Source organism: Methylobacterium sp. SyP6R (assembly GCF_019216885.1).
Taxonomy (GTDB): domain Bacteria; phylum Pseudomonadota; class Alphaproteobacteria; order Rhizobiales; family Beijerinckiaceae; genus Methylobacterium.
This window is the reverse complement of record NZ_JAAQRC020000004.1, coordinates 20,642-35,041: the sequence shown is the minus strand read 5'-3', so window position 1 is coordinate 35,041 and position 14,400 is coordinate 20,642. Positions and strand designations below refer to the sequence as shown.

The 14,400-nt window shown below is 66.6% G+C and carries 13 protein-coding genes; 7 read left to right on the top strand and 6 right to left on the bottom strand.

The annotated features are described in order from the left end of the window. Positions 1 to 2,785: FxSxx-COOH system tetratricopeptide repeat protein (gene fxsT / locus HBB12_RS33985; RefSeq protein ID WP_236993771.1), on the bottom strand; the 2,785-nt coding region annotated here is incomplete at its 3' end. A 169-nt stretch (positions 2,786 to 2,954) separates the two neighbouring features. On the opposite strand from fxsT (HBB12_RS33985), the gene HBB12_RS33980 reads away from it, so the two are divergent. Together HBB12_RS33980 and fxsT (HBB12_RS33975) are read left to right on the top strand one after the other, a co-directional pair. Beyond that, positions 2,955 to 3,476 carry a DUF4231 domain-containing protein gene (locus tag HBB12_RS33980; protein ID WP_236993770.1) on the top strand — a complete coding sequence of 174 codons (522 nt, stop codon included), beginning with the start codon at positions 2,955 to 2,957 and terminating at the stop codon, positions 3,474 to 3,476. A gap of 39 nt (positions 3,477 to 3,515) precedes the next feature. Next, a complete protein-coding gene (gene fxsT / locus HBB12_RS33975; RefSeq protein WP_236993769.1) occupies positions 3,516 to 6,482 on the top strand; it encodes an FxSxx-COOH system tetratricopeptide repeat protein in 2,967 nt (988 codons plus the stop codon). A gap of 202 nt (positions 6,483 to 6,684) precedes the next feature. Here fxsT (HBB12_RS33975) and HBB12_RS33970 read toward each other — a convergent pair whose 3' ends face one another. Together HBB12_RS33970 and HBB12_RS33965 are read right to left on the bottom strand one after the other, a co-directional pair. After that, positions 6,685 to 6,858 carry a hypothetical protein gene (locus HBB12_RS33970; RefSeq protein WP_236993768.1) on the bottom strand — a complete coding sequence of 58 codons (174 nt, stop codon included), beginning with the start codon at positions 6,856 to 6,858 and terminating at the stop codon, positions 6,685 to 6,687. Positions 6,859 to 6,962: 104 nt separating this feature from the next. Continuing rightward, positions 6,963 to 7,397, bottom strand: a complete 435-nt coding sequence (locus tag HBB12_RS33965) for a hypothetical protein (RefSeq protein WP_236993767.1) — start codon at positions 7,395 to 7,397, stop codon at positions 6,963 to 6,965. Between the two features lie 133 nt (positions 7,398 to 7,530). Here HBB12_RS33965 and HBB12_RS33960 point away from each other — a divergent pair, with 133 nt between their 5' ends. From HBB12_RS33960 to HBB12_RS33940, 5 genes are all read left to right on the top strand, one after another. After that, positions 7,531 to 7,938: a type II toxin-antitoxin system PemK/MazF family toxin gene (locus HBB12_RS33960; RefSeq protein ID WP_236993766.1), complete on the top strand. Its 408-nt coding sequence runs from the start codon at positions 7,531 to 7,533 to the stop codon at positions 7,936 to 7,938. A gap of 525 nt (positions 7,939 to 8,463) precedes the next feature. Continuing rightward, complete coding sequence (locus HBB12_RS33955) at positions 8,464 to 8,985, top strand: hypothetical protein (protein WP_236993765.1); 522 nt, start codon at positions 8,464 to 8,466, stop codon at positions 8,983 to 8,985. Positions 8,986 to 9,645: 660 nt separating this feature from the next. After that, on the top strand, positions 9,646 to 10,272 hold the full coding sequence (locus tag HBB12_RS33950; protein ID WP_236993764.1) for a nucleotide-binding protein: 627 nt from the start codon (positions 9,646 to 9,648) through the stop codon (positions 10,270 to 10,272). 4 nt (positions 10,273 to 10,276) lie between these two features. Beyond that, positions 10,277 to 10,549, top strand: coding sequence for a ribbon-helix-helix domain-containing protein (locus tag HBB12_RS33945; RefSeq protein WP_236993763.1), 273 nt, complete (start codon positions 10,277 to 10,279; stop codon positions 10,547 to 10,549). 15 nt (positions 10,550 to 10,564) lie between these two features. Beyond that, the gene (locus tag HBB12_RS33940; protein ID WP_236993762.1) at positions 10,565 to 11,071 is read left to right on the top strand and encodes a hypothetical protein; all 507 of its coding nucleotides are present in this window, start codon (positions 10,565 to 10,567) and stop codon (positions 11,069 to 11,071) included. 388 nt (positions 11,072 to 11,459) lie between these two features. On the opposite strand, the gene HBB12_RS33935 is transcribed toward HBB12_RS33940, so the two are convergent. The 3 genes from HBB12_RS33935 to HBB12_RS33925 all read right to left on the bottom strand — a co-directional run bounded on the left by HBB12_RS33935 (position 11,460) and on the right by HBB12_RS33925 (position 14,331). Further along, entirely contained in the window at positions 11,460 to 12,659 is a 1,200-nt protein-coding gene (locus HBB12_RS33935) for a hypothetical protein (RefSeq protein ID WP_236993761.1), read from the bottom strand. 192 nt (positions 12,660 to 12,851) lie between these two features. Beyond that, positions 12,852 to 13,676 carry a hypothetical protein gene (locus HBB12_RS33930; protein ID WP_236993760.1) on the bottom strand — a complete coding sequence of 275 codons (825 nt, stop codon included), beginning with the start codon at positions 13,674 to 13,676 and terminating at the stop codon, positions 12,852 to 12,854. Between the two features lie 403 nt (positions 13,677 to 14,079). Continuing rightward, entirely contained in the window at positions 14,080 to 14,331 is a 252-nt protein-coding gene (locus HBB12_RS33925; RefSeq protein WP_336886981.1) for a helix-turn-helix domain-containing protein, read from the bottom strand. Between the last annotated feature and the right edge of the window lie 69 nt (positions 14,332 to 14,400).

Sequence of the window (14,400 nt, the reverse complement as noted above, 5' to 3'; positions counted from 1 at the left end):
CCAGCACCCGCTCGCGGACGGAAAGAGCGCGCTCGAACAGCGGCTGCGCCCCGACCAGATCACCTCGGGCCCGGAGAAAGCTGGCGAGATTGTTGAGGCTCGTGGCCGTGTCGGGGTGATTGGGCCCCTGCACCCGCTCTCGGATGGAAAGAGCGCGCTCGTAGAGCGGCCAGGCTTCGTCCAAGTCACCCTGATCTTGGAGCAGGCTGGCGAGGTTGGCGAGGCTCGTGGCCGTGTCGGGGTGATTGGGCCCCTGCACCCGCTCTCGGACGGAGCGCGCTCGCTCGTAGAGCGGCCGGGCCCCGTCCAGATCACCCTGGGCCTGAAGCAGGCTAGCGAGGTTGTTGAGGCTTGTGGCGGTATCGGGGTGGTCAGGACCCAGCACCCGCTCGGTGATGGTCAGGGCGCGCTCAAATAGCGGCCGGGCCCCGTCCAAGTCATCCTGGGCCTGAAGCAGGCTGGCGAGGTTGTTGAGGCTCGTAGCCGTGGCGGGGTGGTCAGGACCCTGCACCCGCTCGCGGACGGAAAGGGCGCGCTCATAGAGTGGCCGAGCCCCGGCCAAGTCACCCTGCAACCGGAGCAGGAAGGCTAGGTTGTTGAGGCTCGTAGCCGTGGCGGAATGATTGAGTCCCAGCACCCGTTCGCGGACGGAAAGGGCGCGCTCGTAGAGTGGCCGAGCCTCGGCCAGATCGCCTTGGACCTGGAGCAGGAGGGCGAGGTTGTTGAGGTTCGTGGCCGTGTTGGGGTGGTCGGGTCCCTGCGCCCGCTCGGCGATGGCCAGGGCGCGCTTCTGGAGCGGTCGCGCCCCGTTAAGATCACCCTGAACTTGGAGCAGGAGGGCGAGGTTGTTGAGGCTCGTGGCCGTGGCGGGGTGGTCGGACCCCAACACCCGCTCATTGATGGCCAGAGCGCGCTCGAACAGCAGCCGCGCCTCCGCGTACGCCGCCAGTACCACCTGCCGGTAGGTCGCGAGCCGGTCGAGCAGCCAGGCACTCGACACTTCCGCACCGCTTGGCGACGCGGCCTCGCCAGCCACCAAGTCCAGCGCCAGCCCGTCCAGCCGCCGCGCCCGAGGCCACGTCCCGAGATTGCCGTTGATGTCCTGCGGGTAGACGATCACCAGCGCCGCTACCAGGGCTCGCCGCATCTCCTCGCGCGCCGCACCCTCCGGCGGGGCTGCGACCTGCCGCACCAGTCGATGCAGTCGCACGCACTCGGTCACCAGACCCACCTCGCGTTCGTCGACTACCGCCTCACGCTCCACCAGCGCGAACGCTCGCAGCGCCGCCACCGCCTCGTCCAACCCGTCCCCTGCCAGCGCCGAGGCCGGCGGCTCGCCCAGGTGGGTGCGCGCCTCTGCGAACAGGAACAAGGGGATCGGCTCAGGCGCCAGCAGGGCAGCGTGGGCCAGCAGACTGGCGGCCCCGGGATGCAGCCGGCTCGCCTCCGCGATCGCCAGCGTGAAGGTCTTGGCCACCGTGAGCCCGTCGGGATGATCCTCGGCGTGGTACCCGTCGACTGCGTCGGCCTGCGCGTCGAGCAGCCGGGCCGGGGTGGCGGCAAAGCGCCTCTGATACTCGGCAAGGGAGATGCCGAGGCGCTCGCAGTAGGCGGCGGCCTGCTCGTGGGCCAGCGGCAGACCGCCCAGTGCCTCCGCCAACTCCAGCGCCGCGCCCTGCTCACCGGCGCGGCCGGTGCGCTTCATGAGATAGTCGGCCCCGACCTCCGATGGCCAGACCTCCAGCGGCACTGGCTCGGCGATCCCACCCCAGTCGGGGGCGTTCGAGGTCACCAGCACCTGCGCGGCTCCGCCCCGCGGCAGGTAGGGGCGCACGGCCTGCCGGTTGGGGGCGTTGTCGTAGATCAGCAGGATGCCCTCGCCCTCGTGGCGCAGCCGATCGAGGGCGGCGGCGAGCGCCGGCTCCTCCTTGTCGTCGGGTGCCACCCAGCCGAGGCGCAGGCCGAGGCCGACCAGGTCGGCGCGCAGGCCGGCTTCGGTCTGGGCGCGCAGCCACCAAGTGGCGCGGTACCTGTCCCGGTGCTGCTCGGCGTAGGCGGCGGCCAGGGTGGTCTTGCCGACCCCGCGCAGGCCGTGGACAGCGGTGATCGCCACCCGGCCCTGATCGCTCCCCAGGGCCACCTCGAGTGCCGCGAGCGCCGCCTCACGGCCCACGAACAGCCGAGGCACAAGGATCGGAACGTTGGATAGGGCAAACCGCGGCCGGAAGCCGGAGCCGCGCTCTTTCACCAGCAGATCTAGGATGAATGAGCTGAAGATCTTCTGGCTGAGGTTGTCGGGGCTGGTGAACAAGGACGGGTAGCGCTCGACTCCCCGGAGTCGAGCCAGATGGACCTGCTGGGCCGCCCGCGAGGCCGCGTCGGGAGCGTAGTTCGGACCGCGCGGCGCGTCCTCGTCCGCCTGGGCGATCAGCAGCGGCTTACCGTGGTAGAGCGCCAGCCACGCCTCCCATTGTGTGTAGGAGAGCGCTTCGCCTCGCTCGAGCACCCGGCGGAGCGGCGGGATCGCATCGCCCAAGGCGGGATACCTGTTACACAGCGCCTGCACCGAGAGTGGCCTCGCGTCTGCTCCAGTCATGTCGCCAACCAGGTGAACGACAGCATCACAAGCCGTGATATAGACGTCGAGCTTCTCGAGCGTGAGGCTGCCGTAGTCCTTGAAGTCCTCCTGGATTTTGACTTCGACGTTGTGTCGGGTGAGGTCGCGCCGCAATTGCTCGCGGTAGTCCAGGAACTCGTCGGACACCGCGGATATGAAGATTTGCACGATCGTGCGCCCTGCATGGTGGCGCGACCGGTCTGCGTCGCGGTGAGCCTTGGACCAAGCTGGCTGAGGTCCCGGTTGTTTACAATAGGAGCCTGTGGAGCCTGTACGTCGACGGCAAGCCCGGCATAGAACGGTGCAGGATGGTGCTGATACGGGACGCAGAGTCAGAATGACCGGCCAGGCGAACGAACGCGAGCCGCGCGCGGGTGCCCGCCAGGCCCGGAGCGAGCAATACCTCGACAATGATCTCAAGGGGCAGAGACGCTGGTACAGCACACGCGCCTCCGCCTACAAGACACGCGCGCAGGCCTGCAGTTTCGCGGTGATCGTCGCCGGAGCTGCCACCTCCTTCCTCCAGGTGCTCCCGGCCGGCTGGCTGCCCGCCTCACCGGCCAACTGGGTGCCCGTCGCGACGGCTGCATTCGGGGCCCTGGTGGTCCTGCTCGAGGGCTGGCAGCGCATCAGCCGCTACAATGAGACATGGCCGAGCTACCGCGCCGCCTCTGAGCGGATGAAGCGCGAACAGAGGCTGTATGTGAACGGGGCGGGAGCCTACCGCGGGACCGAGGAGGAGGAAGCGTATCTGCGCTTCGTCGAGGCCGTGGAGGCCATTATCGCCGAGGAGCAGAAGCTCTACTGGCAGGGCCGGCCGGATGAGGTCTCGACAAAGACGCCGCCGAACCCAGCGTGACCTCACCGAGGGATGAACCACGGCGGGGGACAGGAAGGCATGGCGGACATCTTCGTCAGTTACACCGCAAGCGACCGCGACTGGGCCTTCTGGATTGGCAAGCAACTTGAGGCGCTTGGCCATATCCCGTACATCCACGAGTGGGAGATCACAGCGGGCGACGACATCTACGCCTGGATGGAGCAGCGCCACGACGCCGCCGACCGCGTGCTGTGCGTCGTCTCGGACGAGTACCTCAAGGCGCCCTATTCGAGCCTGGAGCGCCGCGCCGCGCAGTGGCAGGCGGTCACCAAGCGGCCGGGCTTCGTGCTGTTCGTGGCAGTCAAGCCGTGCCGGTTCCCGACGCTCTCAGATCACGTCCGCCGCTGCGAATTGTACGACCTGCCGGAGGAAGCCGCCCGCCAGCGCCTGCATGCATTCCTGTCGCAGCCCCAGGCATCTGCAACCGCAATTTTCCCCGGCAGGGTAGCTGCGGTCTCCAACGTTCCGATCCTGGTACCGCGGCTGTTCGTGGGCCGGGAGACGGCGCTCGATGCACTCGAGGCGGCCCTGGGGGGCGATCAGGGCCGGGTGGCGATCACCGCCGTGCATGGCCTGCGCGGGGTCGGCAAGACCACGCTGGCCGCCGCCTACGCCGAGCAGCACCGGGACAGGTATCGCGCCACCTGGTGGCTGCGCGCCCAGACCGACGCCGGCCTGCGCGCCGACCTGGTCGGCCTCGGCCTGCGCCTCGGCTGGGTGACACCCGACGACAAGGAGGAGCCGGCGCTGGCCGCCACCCTGGAGCGGCTGCGCCACGAGGGCGAGGGCGTCCTGCTGATCTACGACAACGCCGTGAGTGCGAAGGGACTGCGCCCCTACCTGCCGCGGGGCGGGGCCGCGCAGGTGCTGGTGACCTCGAACGCCCCCGACTGGGGTAGGCTCGCCGCGCCGCTCCCACTCGCGGTCTGGCCGCCGGCGGTCGGGGCCGAGTACCTCGTGAAGCGCACCGGCCGCGCCGGCGAGCAGGACGCGGCGCTGGCGCTGGCCGAGGCGCTGGGCGGGCTGCCGCTGGCCCACGAGCAGGCCGCCGCCTACTGCGAACGCCTCGGTGTCTCCCTGGCCGAGTATCTGAGACGCTTCGAGGAGGCACCGGCCCGGCTGCTCGACGCGCAGGCCGACGCCGTGGACGATTACCATGCCGAAGATCACCCCGACGGGCTCACAGTAGCCAAGACCTTCGGGCTGGCGATCGCGGAGGCGAGCCGGCTGCATCCCGGGGCCGCCGGGCTTCTGGCGCATGCCGCCCTGCTGGCACCCGAGCCGCTACCGTTGTTCTTGTTCGCGGAGGCGCGCGGGGAGCTCGGCGAGCCGCTGGCCTCGGCGCTGGCGGGGGACGGGTTGGACGAGGCGGTTGCGGCGCTGCGGGCGTTCGCGCTGGTGGAGCGCGAGGCGGTGTCGGACGAGCGTGAGGCGGGGGTGTCGACCGAGTGCGTGCGGCTGCACCGGCTGGTACGGCAGGTCGCGGCCCCGGCAGAGAGGGGAGCGCGCGAGGAGATGCGACGGGCCCTGGTGGCGGCACTGGCGACCGTCTACCCGCGGGACGTCGAGGATCCGAGAGTATGGCCTCGGGCGCGGCGGCTGGACGGGTTGGCGCTGGATCTAGTGGGGGGCGAGGCCGCGCCGCCGAGCAGGGCCGAGGTAGCGAGTGCCTGGCTGCTCGACCGGCTTGCGAGCTACCGGCAAGTGGTACTGGCGGTGTACGCGGCAGCGCGGTCGCTGTTGGAGCGTGCCTTGGCCATTATCGAGCGGGTGCGGGGGCCCGACCACCCTGACACGGCCGCAATCCTCGCCAACCTCGCCAGCCTGCTCCGGAACCAGGGGGACTTGGCCGAGGCACGGTCGCTCCACGAGCGCGCCCTAGCAATCACCGAGCGGGTGCGGGGGCCCGACCACCCCAACACGACTACGAGCCTCAACAACCTCGCCCTCCTACTTCAGGATCAGGGCGATCCAGACGGCGCGCGGCCATTGCTCGAACGCGCCCTGGCTGTCCGCGAGCGGGTGCGTGGGCCCGCCCATCCCGACACCGCGGCGAGTCTCAACAATCTTGCCAGCCTGCTTCGGGACCAGGGCGACCTGGCCGGGGCGCTGCCGCTGTTCAAGCGCGCCCTAGCTGTCCGCGAGCAGATGCTGGGGCCCGACCACCCCGCCACGGCCACGAGCCTCAACAACCTCGCCAACCTGCTTCAGGATCAGGGCGATCCAGACGGCGCGCGGCCATTGCTCGAACGCGCCCTGGCTGTCCGCGAGCGGGTGCTGGGGCCTGATCACCCCGACACCGCGGCGAGCCTCAGCAACCTCGCCATCCTGCTGCGGGACCAGGGCGACCTAGCCGGGGCGCGACCGCTCCAGGAGCGCGCCCTGACCATCACCGAGCGGGTGCTGGGTCCTGACCACCCCGATACGGCCGTAATCATAGCCAATCTCGCTCTCCTGCTGCGGGATCAGGGCGACATGAACGCGGCGCGGCCGCTGTTCGAGCGTGCCCTAACCATCACGGAACGGGTGCGGGGGTCCGACCACCCCGCCACGGCCATAAGCCTCAACAACCTCGCCAGCCTTCTCCGGGATCAGGGCGACCTGAACGCGGCGCGACCGCTTCAGGAGCGCGCCCTAGCCATCTCCGAACAGGTGCTGGGCCCCAACCACCCCGATACGGCCGCGAGCCTCAACAACCTCGCCAGCCTTCTCCGGGATCAGGGCGACCTGAACGCGGCGCGGCCGCTGTACGAGCGAGCGCTGGCTATCACCGAGCGGGTGCTGGGCCCCAACCACCCCAGGACGGCCGCGAGCCTCAACAACCTCGCCGGCCTTCTCCGGGACCAGGGCGACCTGAACGCGGCGCGGCCGCTGTACGAGCGGGCGCTGGCCATCACCGAGCGGGTGCTAGGGCCCGACCATCCCTCCACACGGAATATCCGTGACGGCCTTGCCTTCGTTGCCTGGCCGGCGGCCTCGCCATGACGATCATGGACACTGCCAAAGCCCTGATAGGCCTGTAACGGAACAGGCGATCCAGCGGCCTCCTTGGGAGGATGGTAACCACCCCCCACCATCCTGCCCGGGAGCAGCGTCGCGTATCGGCTCCCCGTCGTGTGGACACGACACGCCCCGCCAAGCCTCCGGGCTGGCGGGGTTTTCTTTGTTCCTCACCCAGCCCCGCCGGTCAGGCCGGTTCGTTCTCCTTCCGGTCGATGGGTTTGGCGCGCTCGTCGTGGGGCGATTGCGCGTCGGGGTCGAGGCGGCCATCGACGATGCGATCGTTGGTCTGCGGCTCCTGCGCTTGGCCGCCGCGCCTGTTCTCCGGGCCGTCCTCGTTCTTGGGCTTCTCGTCGGGCATGGGTGTCTCCTCTCGGAGGCCGGCACATAGGGCCCGCTTCGCTACGGGGCGGCGCGGCCGGCAGCCGCCGACGTCACGGGCCTCCGCATACGAGCCAACCGCCCTCAGGCCGCCGGGTACGGCCCCTGGAACAGGTCGCCCATGGCCTTGCGCCGGAACAGCGTCCGCCAGCGGCGGCGCTGATGCTCGTCGCGGTCGTGCAGCATGTGGCAACGCTGGCAGAACGCTGCCAGGTTGGCGTCCTCGTTGTTGGCGGTGTCGTGGTCGCGGTGAGCGGCAGCCAGCACCACCTTCGTGATACGGATCCGGGCAAGCAGGTCCTCATCGCGCAACCGCTGCCGGAGTCGGCGCCCCTGACCATCGCGCCAGCCCGAGATCTCGGCATCCCACCACCGGCCGTCGCCGAGATGGAAGACCCGCTGCAGGTGTGGACGGGCGCATTCCTCGCACCGGCCCCGCGCCCGACGGAAGCGGATTGCGTCGGAGAGCTGGGGCCAGTCGATGGGATAGAAGAAGCGGTGCTCCGGCCGGATCGGCATTCTGCTCCCCGGCTGGGCGGGCTCTCGCGTCGTGTGAGGAGCCTATCAGGCTCTACGGTTAAGCCTACCTTGCCGGCGGGCGTGCCGGAACCGGGACGCTCGGCAAGCCGGGCGGAGCAGTTTAAGCGGGGCCATGGCCATCGCGTTCGTCCCCCGCCGGGGACTGATCCTCCTCTGCCACTTCGACATGGCGCGCATCCCGCCGGAGATGCGCAAGACCCGCCGCGTCGTGGTGGTCTCTCCCCGATCGCACAACCGACGCCACGGCCAGGGCCCCGGCCGGTGCGTGGTCGTCCCCTTCTCGGCCTCCACGCCGCCGGCCCCGACCCCGGCCGACGTATCCTTCGCGGCTGGGGTCTACGCCAGCCTCACGGTGCCGACCTGGGCCATCTGCGCAGCGGTCATGTCGGTCTCGCACGACCGGCTCAACCGGGTAGTGGCCGGCGGGCAGGGTCTCGACGAGGTTCTGAGCGCAGACGACATGGAGCGGATCGAAGCCGGCTTGGTGTATGCCCTCGGAATGGCGGCGCCTCGGCGTTGAAATCCGGATCCGGATAGCCCATCTAGAAGATCTATCCCTTCGGGGACCTAAGGGGTCGGCCGTCCTATGGCTGGCCCTAAACGAAGGCCTCGCCAGCTCGCGCTGGCGGGGCCTTTGACGTTCCTGGGCAACGGGGTGACGGGCTTGAGATGATGAGTGGCGTGGCAGCTCGGCCTTGAGCTGATGGACTGACGTATAAACAGCAAGACGTTAAGCGTTCTTGGTGTCTTGCTATCAGGTTAGCATTCCTCTCCAGAAGGACTGCTTCGGCGCCTATGCGATCGCGTATCCTGGACCCGCGGTGAAGACGGCGATCCTGCTCGCGCGCGTCGAGGCCTGACGCGGCACCCGACCGACGAACAGGGGTTGACGCCGGGCCGGGCTTAAGCCATATGAAACCTGCGGCGCTTTGCGCTGCGTTTTAGTACCCCAGTATATTTCACATTTCGTCTTTGATTTTCCGATTGTCCCGCCTCCCCTGCTCGTTTGATGAGAGGGCGAGCGCCTCACCGAAAGCGTTTCCCGATGACCCCCGACTCTTCATCCCGCTCGCTCGCGGCGAGCTTCGACGACGCGTGCCCTCTCCCCGAGGCTGCTGCCCCGGACGTCGACACCTCCGCTTCCAAGCCCCCCGCTACCACGAGACGCCGCCGCGGCAAGGGCCCCGACACGTCCATCCTCGGCCACATCGACGCGCTGGCGGCGGCGGCCTGCGGCGTGGCTCCCGGGGCCATCAAGCTCCTCGAGGGCGTGCCCGGCCCCCGAGGGTGGGGTGCGGCCCACATCGAGACCACTCCGAACCGCATGCGGCAGCTCAAGGGTGTCGGCTTCAACACCGCACTCGCGTTCGTCCAGGCGATCGCCAAGGGCTGGACCAAGATCCTGCGCGGCGATCACGGTCGGCTGATCCTGGTCTACCAGGTGGGCGGCCGGGACCATTGCGCGGTCGTCGAGCACAAGGGGCCCGTCGGGCGTGGCTTCTGGAGCGTCACGACCGCCATTCCCAAGCGCGTCGCGCGGGAACCCATGCTCTACATGAAGCCGTGAGCGATACAATGCGGTTGTGTTGAGACGCGGCTGGGACGGCGCGAACCCGTCCGAGTGCTACCGAGACACTTCCGCATTGAGACCTGCAGGCCAGCCATAAGGCTCGGTGACCTGCGATCCTAACGCTCGCGGCAGCCGCTTCAAGCGGCATATTGCATCGAGCGGCGCGGCTTTCAACCCCGCATCCCTCTCTTTCGGGTGAAATGGCTCCCAATCCTGACGATTGATCGTCAGGGGCAGGTTCGCGACGCCGGAGAATGGTCAGGCCCTGAAAACGCGGAAGGGTCACCCCTTCCGATCGGGGCGAGGATTGGGGTCTTGGGGTATTCGTGCAGGCGTCAGGTTTACAGCGCGAGACGTGCGCGCGATCCGCGCCTGCGCCTCGACGAGCGAGAGTTTCATCTCCGCGAGGGAGACCTCAGCGAGGCGCAACGCCTTGTGGCGGCCGGCCGTATCGCAGTAGACGAGCGCCGGCTCGTCCTCGGCCACGATGAGGGGCGACAGCGCACTGCGTAGGCGCTCGCTGTCGCCACGCGCTGCCGGCGCCCGGCTCGCATCTCTCGCCGTCTTGATAGCAAGCTGTGTAGATGCCTTGAACGATTGACGGCTTAAGGTCGTGCCGTCATGGTATCGAACCGGCAGGACGGCGAGACGCCCAGCATGCACACCATCACGATCGCAGCGCGCAAGGGCGGGGTCGGCAAGACCACACTGGCGGCGCATCTCGGCGTGATCGCCGCCGGGCGCGCGCTCCTGTTCGACACCGACCCGCAGCGCTCGCTCAAGTGGTGGTGGGACGCCCGCGAGGGCGATACGCCCGCCCTCGTCGAGTGCGAGGCGCGCGAGCTCGCAGGTCTACTGCCGGACGCGCGGGCCGAGGGCATGACCTACGCCATCATCGACACGCCGCCGCACGCCGAGACCGCGATCGCCGAGGCGATGCGCGCGGCCGACCTCGTCCTCGTGCCAACCCGGCCGGGGCCGTTCGATCTCGCTGCGGTGGCAACGACGCTCGACCTGGCGCGCCGTATCGGCAAGACGCCGCTCGCCGTCCTGAACCACTGCCCACCGCGCACCGGCGCCTCCGAGCCCGCGATCGTCGTCGAGGCGCGCGAGGCCCTGACCGGCATGGGGGCGACCGTCGCCCGCTCGGTGATCTCGCAGCGGGTGGCGCTCTCGCACGCGGTCATCGGCGGCCAGGCGGTGACGGAATTCGAGCCGGAGGGCCGGGCGGCAGCCGAGATGCTGGCGCTGTGGGCCGAGATCCGGCAGCACCTGGAAGGGTAGGGACATGGCGAAGACGACATCGGCGCGCCCGAGCCTGAACGAGCGGTTCGCGAAGAAGCCCACGACTCTCATCCCGGAGGCGGACGCCGCTGCTCCTGCTCCGGCCGCAGCCACGGCGCCCGCCGGCGGCAAGGGCGAGGAGCGGGTCCAGATCATCGTCCGGATGACGCCGGCCGAGCGCAAGGCACTGCGCCAGATCGCGCTCGATCAGGACACGACCGCTCAGGCGCTTGCCGAGGAGGCGATCCGCGACGTGCTACGCCGGCACGGGCATTGATGGTGAGAGGTTAGATTGTCAAAGCGTCTTGCTATCAAGATGGCAATAGGTGGGCTGGTCACGGCCCTGGCGTTGGCCTCCGCTGATCGGCCGGCCTCGGCCAAGGACGTGATCCGGTGCCAGGCCAAGGGGCAGCCCGATGTGATTATGACCCTCGACGGGGAGCGGAAGTTCGGTCGGGTCCTGAGCTGCATCAAGGGCGACTTCGTCGCCGACATGACGCCCTGCGCCCCGAACGGCGGGTATGGCCTCTCCTACCCGACCGGCTCCGCCTCGCTCGCCAAGGTCGTCGACCGCTGGCAGGATTACGCGGACCATCTCGGCGGAATCACGGGCTACGCGGCCGATGTCTCAAGCCTGCGGTTCGACGGCGGCTTCTACTCCCCCAATCAGAGGAAGCGCGGCGCTTGGGGCAGCCACTGGGCCTTCAAGGTCGATCGCCTGACGGGAAAGGCCACGCTGATGCAGGAGGGGAAGCCCGACATCGGGTATGCCTGCGCGAAGGCGAGGCCGCGTTTTTAGTTCGCTCTTAATCGGGACAGAGTTGCCCAAGCGCCCGCCGAGGAGGCGATCTGCGACGTCCTGCGCCGGTATACGTATTGACACCGAAACATCAAGACGTTTTGATAGCAAGACGTTTAGCATGCGAGCGAGCAAGCTGCCGTTATAGCATATTTGAGGGTCCGCCCCGTCCCGGCTCCCGAGCCGAAGGCACGCGAGGCGACGGGCGCGCAGCACCCGCTGAAGTTTCCGGCCGGCAGTGACCTGTCCGAGCGCCTGGAGCGGGCCCGGAGGGCCAGCGCGGTCAGGCTGCCGCGCAACATCTGGATCCTCAGGTGATCGCCGAGAAGCTGGAGCGGGACGGTTAGTCGAGCCTGCGGGAGAGGCGGCGTAACTCTCCACCCTGAAATCACCTCCCTCCGCGAGACGTGGGGGGTGTGCCAGGGGCTCGCGGCTTTCTGGATTTGTAAGGTTTTCGCTCATGATGATTGGGGAAATGGAACGGAATTCTGTATATCATAGGCGGCAGAGAGCACGGATACGGCTTGACAATCTCACTCGGATCAGCAGCGCATTTATTGGTTTCAATTTGTTGCCTCGATAAATAAAGGAAACCATAGCGATCACTCCAACCTTGCACCTGGAAATTATCATGCTCCGGGAGCGACCTTCTCAAAACTCCCTCCGGCTCAAAATAATCCCACCCCCTTCCCTTCCTAACTCGATCGACCACATATTTGATGTAACTCTCCCACTTCATTCCTTCGATTTCATATTTCTTGTTATATGCTGTGTAGACGGACTTGAGACCGCTTTTCAAGAAATCTCTGAATGGCTTATTGTTGCCCGGATGCCTCTTTGTCAGTCGATGCCAAGCGTAGCCCATTCTTTCGACATAACTTTTCTCCCATACGTCGGGTGGTTTTCCGTTCTTCTTCGAAAGAACGACATCACTGAATTCTGTTTCTAGACTATCGATTAAACCTATTGCATAAAATAGAGGATTGAAATAGTTTATTTCACTCTCCGTGTCTGTAATTCTTTCGCGATTCTTTAATTCATATGCGATACGAGCCGAATGCTTATATAGTACATCCTCCAATGCACCCTTCGCGATCCTGAGTGTATTAAGTGGGTCTCTCATTCCATTATTTGCATATTCTCTTTCGAAATAGTATTGCTCTGTATCTTGATCTGCCTCCACTATCGCACTTACAAGGGAATCTCTCGCAAATTTATAAGGGCACTCAATACCCACCTGCCGAAGCTCTAGATCTCCCCGTATCACAGGCGGATCTATGACATACACCTCTTTTAAGTTGGCTCCGACTTTTTCCGGCTTGCGTTCTTGGGGGGAAAACAGAAATCTTATTTCCTTATCAATGTCTAGGGCGTTTTTTGGAATATTTACGTCCTTATGTCCGCTAATGTCAGACAAAATAACAGACAAAAAATTCTTGTCTTTAGCGATTTTTCTATGAAGTAACGGGGGGTCAAAATCAGGATATTTAGAAGCTAGAATATCAAACCAATCGTCCGGCGCTTGGCCGAACGAAAGTGTTCCGAGTGCTCTCCGGTGTTCACTTAAGGGGTCAGAGTATTGTGTCATGGCCTGCTCGTGTCGCGTCTGAGGCGTGCGCCTCGCGCTTGTGGGATGCGGGTCTGCCTTCCATGGCTCGCTGCCGCCGGGCGAGCGCTACCTCGAGCGGCGTGTCGGGAGCGCCAGTCTCCTCCCCCAAATCCAGTCTCCGGGGAGGGCCGCACGATGTGTACAAACGTAGATTCCAGGGACCAGCCGCAATCATCGGTGCTTTCTCCATCCTGGAATCGAGGCTGTCCCGACAGTTGGATTCTGATGGTACGTTGAACGGCTGGAAGCTGCCCCTCGAACGACGCGCTGACCTAAAATCCTCTTCTGAGAATCCTCTCTTCCCGTGGCGGTTCGAGCCTGACCCCCTATAGGCTTGCGCTTCGCGATCCAGGCAGCCCACTCCTTCGAGATGATCCGCACGATGTTCGGCAAGTGCTTGGCTCGCTCCTGCGGCCGCTCCTCGATCCGGACGAGGCCGAGCCGCTTCGCGAGACGTAGCGCTCGCTTGACCGTCGAGGTCGAGACCCCGGCACGCGCCGCGATCTCGTCGTGGCAGCGGTCGCATAGACCTCGGGCGTAGCACTCCGCGGCGATGACGAAGAGAGCTGCCTGCTCCCCTGGCGTGAACTGCCATGCGAGCGCAGGAGGGAGGCCGGAGGCGGCGGCGAGCGTCCGGGCGCGCTCCCGCGACTTGGCATGGTCCGGCGAGCGCTGGGCGGGTCGCTTCGCAGGGAAGAGCGACCAGGTCCGCGGCGGCTTCGCGGCTGCACCTGGTGCTGGCTGGTCGCCTCGGTTCGCCTCGACGGCCTGACCAGGGGGGGCGGTCACCGGCGTCCGCCATGACCGCCGCGCGGCCTTCAGCGCGTGGATTTCCTGTGACAGCCGGTCGACGGCCGTCTCGTCCAGTGTGCCGGCCGCGTGCTCCTTCCAGAGGCGTGCGGCCTGATGGTCGAGTTGCGCAAGCGTCGCCGTCGCGAGCTCTGCGCGGATCTGGTCCTCGAGCAGGATCGTCCCTGCCCTTATGGCATGCGTCATCAATCGGCCCTCTCGGGCCGCGGCAGAGCGATCGGCGCCGCCGGATGGCGATTCCGTTCACCAAGGCACGCCTCCACCGTTGCCGGAATTGGCATTCCGGCTTGACACCCGAGGGGTGCTCTGGCGATATCGAGGGTGTTCAGTTGCCTCGACGTCGCCTCTACGGCGGCTCCACGGCCCCCCGTTTGGCGACGGGGGGCCGTTGGCGTTTCAAGGGGTCACTGCAGCGGCGGTGGTTCTCCTCGTGTCCGGTCCGCGACTCGCATCGGAGCGCAGCCCGGTTTGACAGCGTGGCGTAAAGCGATCCCAGGCGTCAAATCTGTTGCATCGGAATCACGCAGCGCCCCATCGAAATGTGGCGTAGGGGCCACGGCGCGCCGCGGCGACCTGAAGGACGCATTGATCACGGCTGCTTGCGCAGCTTTACGCCCGGCTCATCACCATTTGTGAAGGATACGCCAGCTTCTTCAAGAGCACGTTCCATAGCAAGCAAATTGTTCTTGATTGGCTCACGGACGCCTCGCTCGAAGTCGGCAACCGTCGACTTTCCGACACCCGCGGCTAGGGCGAGTTTTGTTTGCGACCAAGCGATGAGGCCTCGCGCTGCGCGCACCTGCGCCGCCGTGACTGCCATGGATCCCGGTTCCATCATCATCGGCTGGGCTCCGCTCGATCTCGGTAAAATGGTTTGACGCCATACCTCTAACGCCCTACTCGTTAACAG

Bases quoted from the DNA above. Each gene is read 5' to 3' on its own strand.
- HBB12_RS33980 (WP_236993770.1), top strand. From the start codon at position 2,955: ATGACCGGCCAGGCGAACGAACGCGAGCCGCGCGCGGGTGCCCGCCAG.
- fxsT (WP_236993769.1), top strand. From the start codon at position 3,516: ATGGCGGACATCTTCGTCAGTTACACCGCAAGCGACCGCGACTGGGCC.
- HBB12_RS33970 (WP_236993768.1), bottom strand. From the start codon at position 6,858: ATGCCCGACGAGAAGCCCAAGAACGAGGACGGCCCGGAGAACAGGCGC.
- HBB12_RS33965 (WP_236993767.1), bottom strand. From the start codon at position 7,397: ATGCCGATCCGGCCGGAGCACCGCTTCTTCTATCCCATCGACTGGCCC.
- HBB12_RS33960 (WP_236993766.1), top strand. From the start codon at position 7,531: ATGGCCATCGCGTTCGTCCCCCGCCGGGGACTGATCCTCCTCTGCCAC.
- HBB12_RS33955 (WP_236993765.1), top strand. From the start codon at position 8,464: ATGACCCCCGACTCTTCATCCCGCTCGCTCGCGGCGAGCTTCGACGAC.
- HBB12_RS33950 (WP_236993764.1), top strand. From the start codon at position 9,646: ATGCACACCATCACGATCGCAGCGCGCAAGGGCGGGGTCGGCAAGACC.
- HBB12_RS33945 (WP_236993763.1), top strand. From the start codon at position 10,277: ATGGCGAAGACGACATCGGCGCGCCCGAGCCTGAACGAGCGGTTCGCG.
- HBB12_RS33935 (WP_236993761.1), bottom strand. From the start codon at position 12,659: ATGACACAATACTCTGACCCCTTAAGTGAACACCGGAGAGCACTCGGA.
- HBB12_RS33930 (WP_236993760.1), bottom strand. From the start codon at position 13,676: ATGACGCATGCCATAAGGGCAGGGACGATCCTGCTCGAGGACCAGATC.
- HBB12_RS33925 (WP_336886981.1), bottom strand. From the start codon at position 14,331: ATGATGATGGAACCGGGATCCATGGCAGTCACGGCGGCGCAGGTGCGC.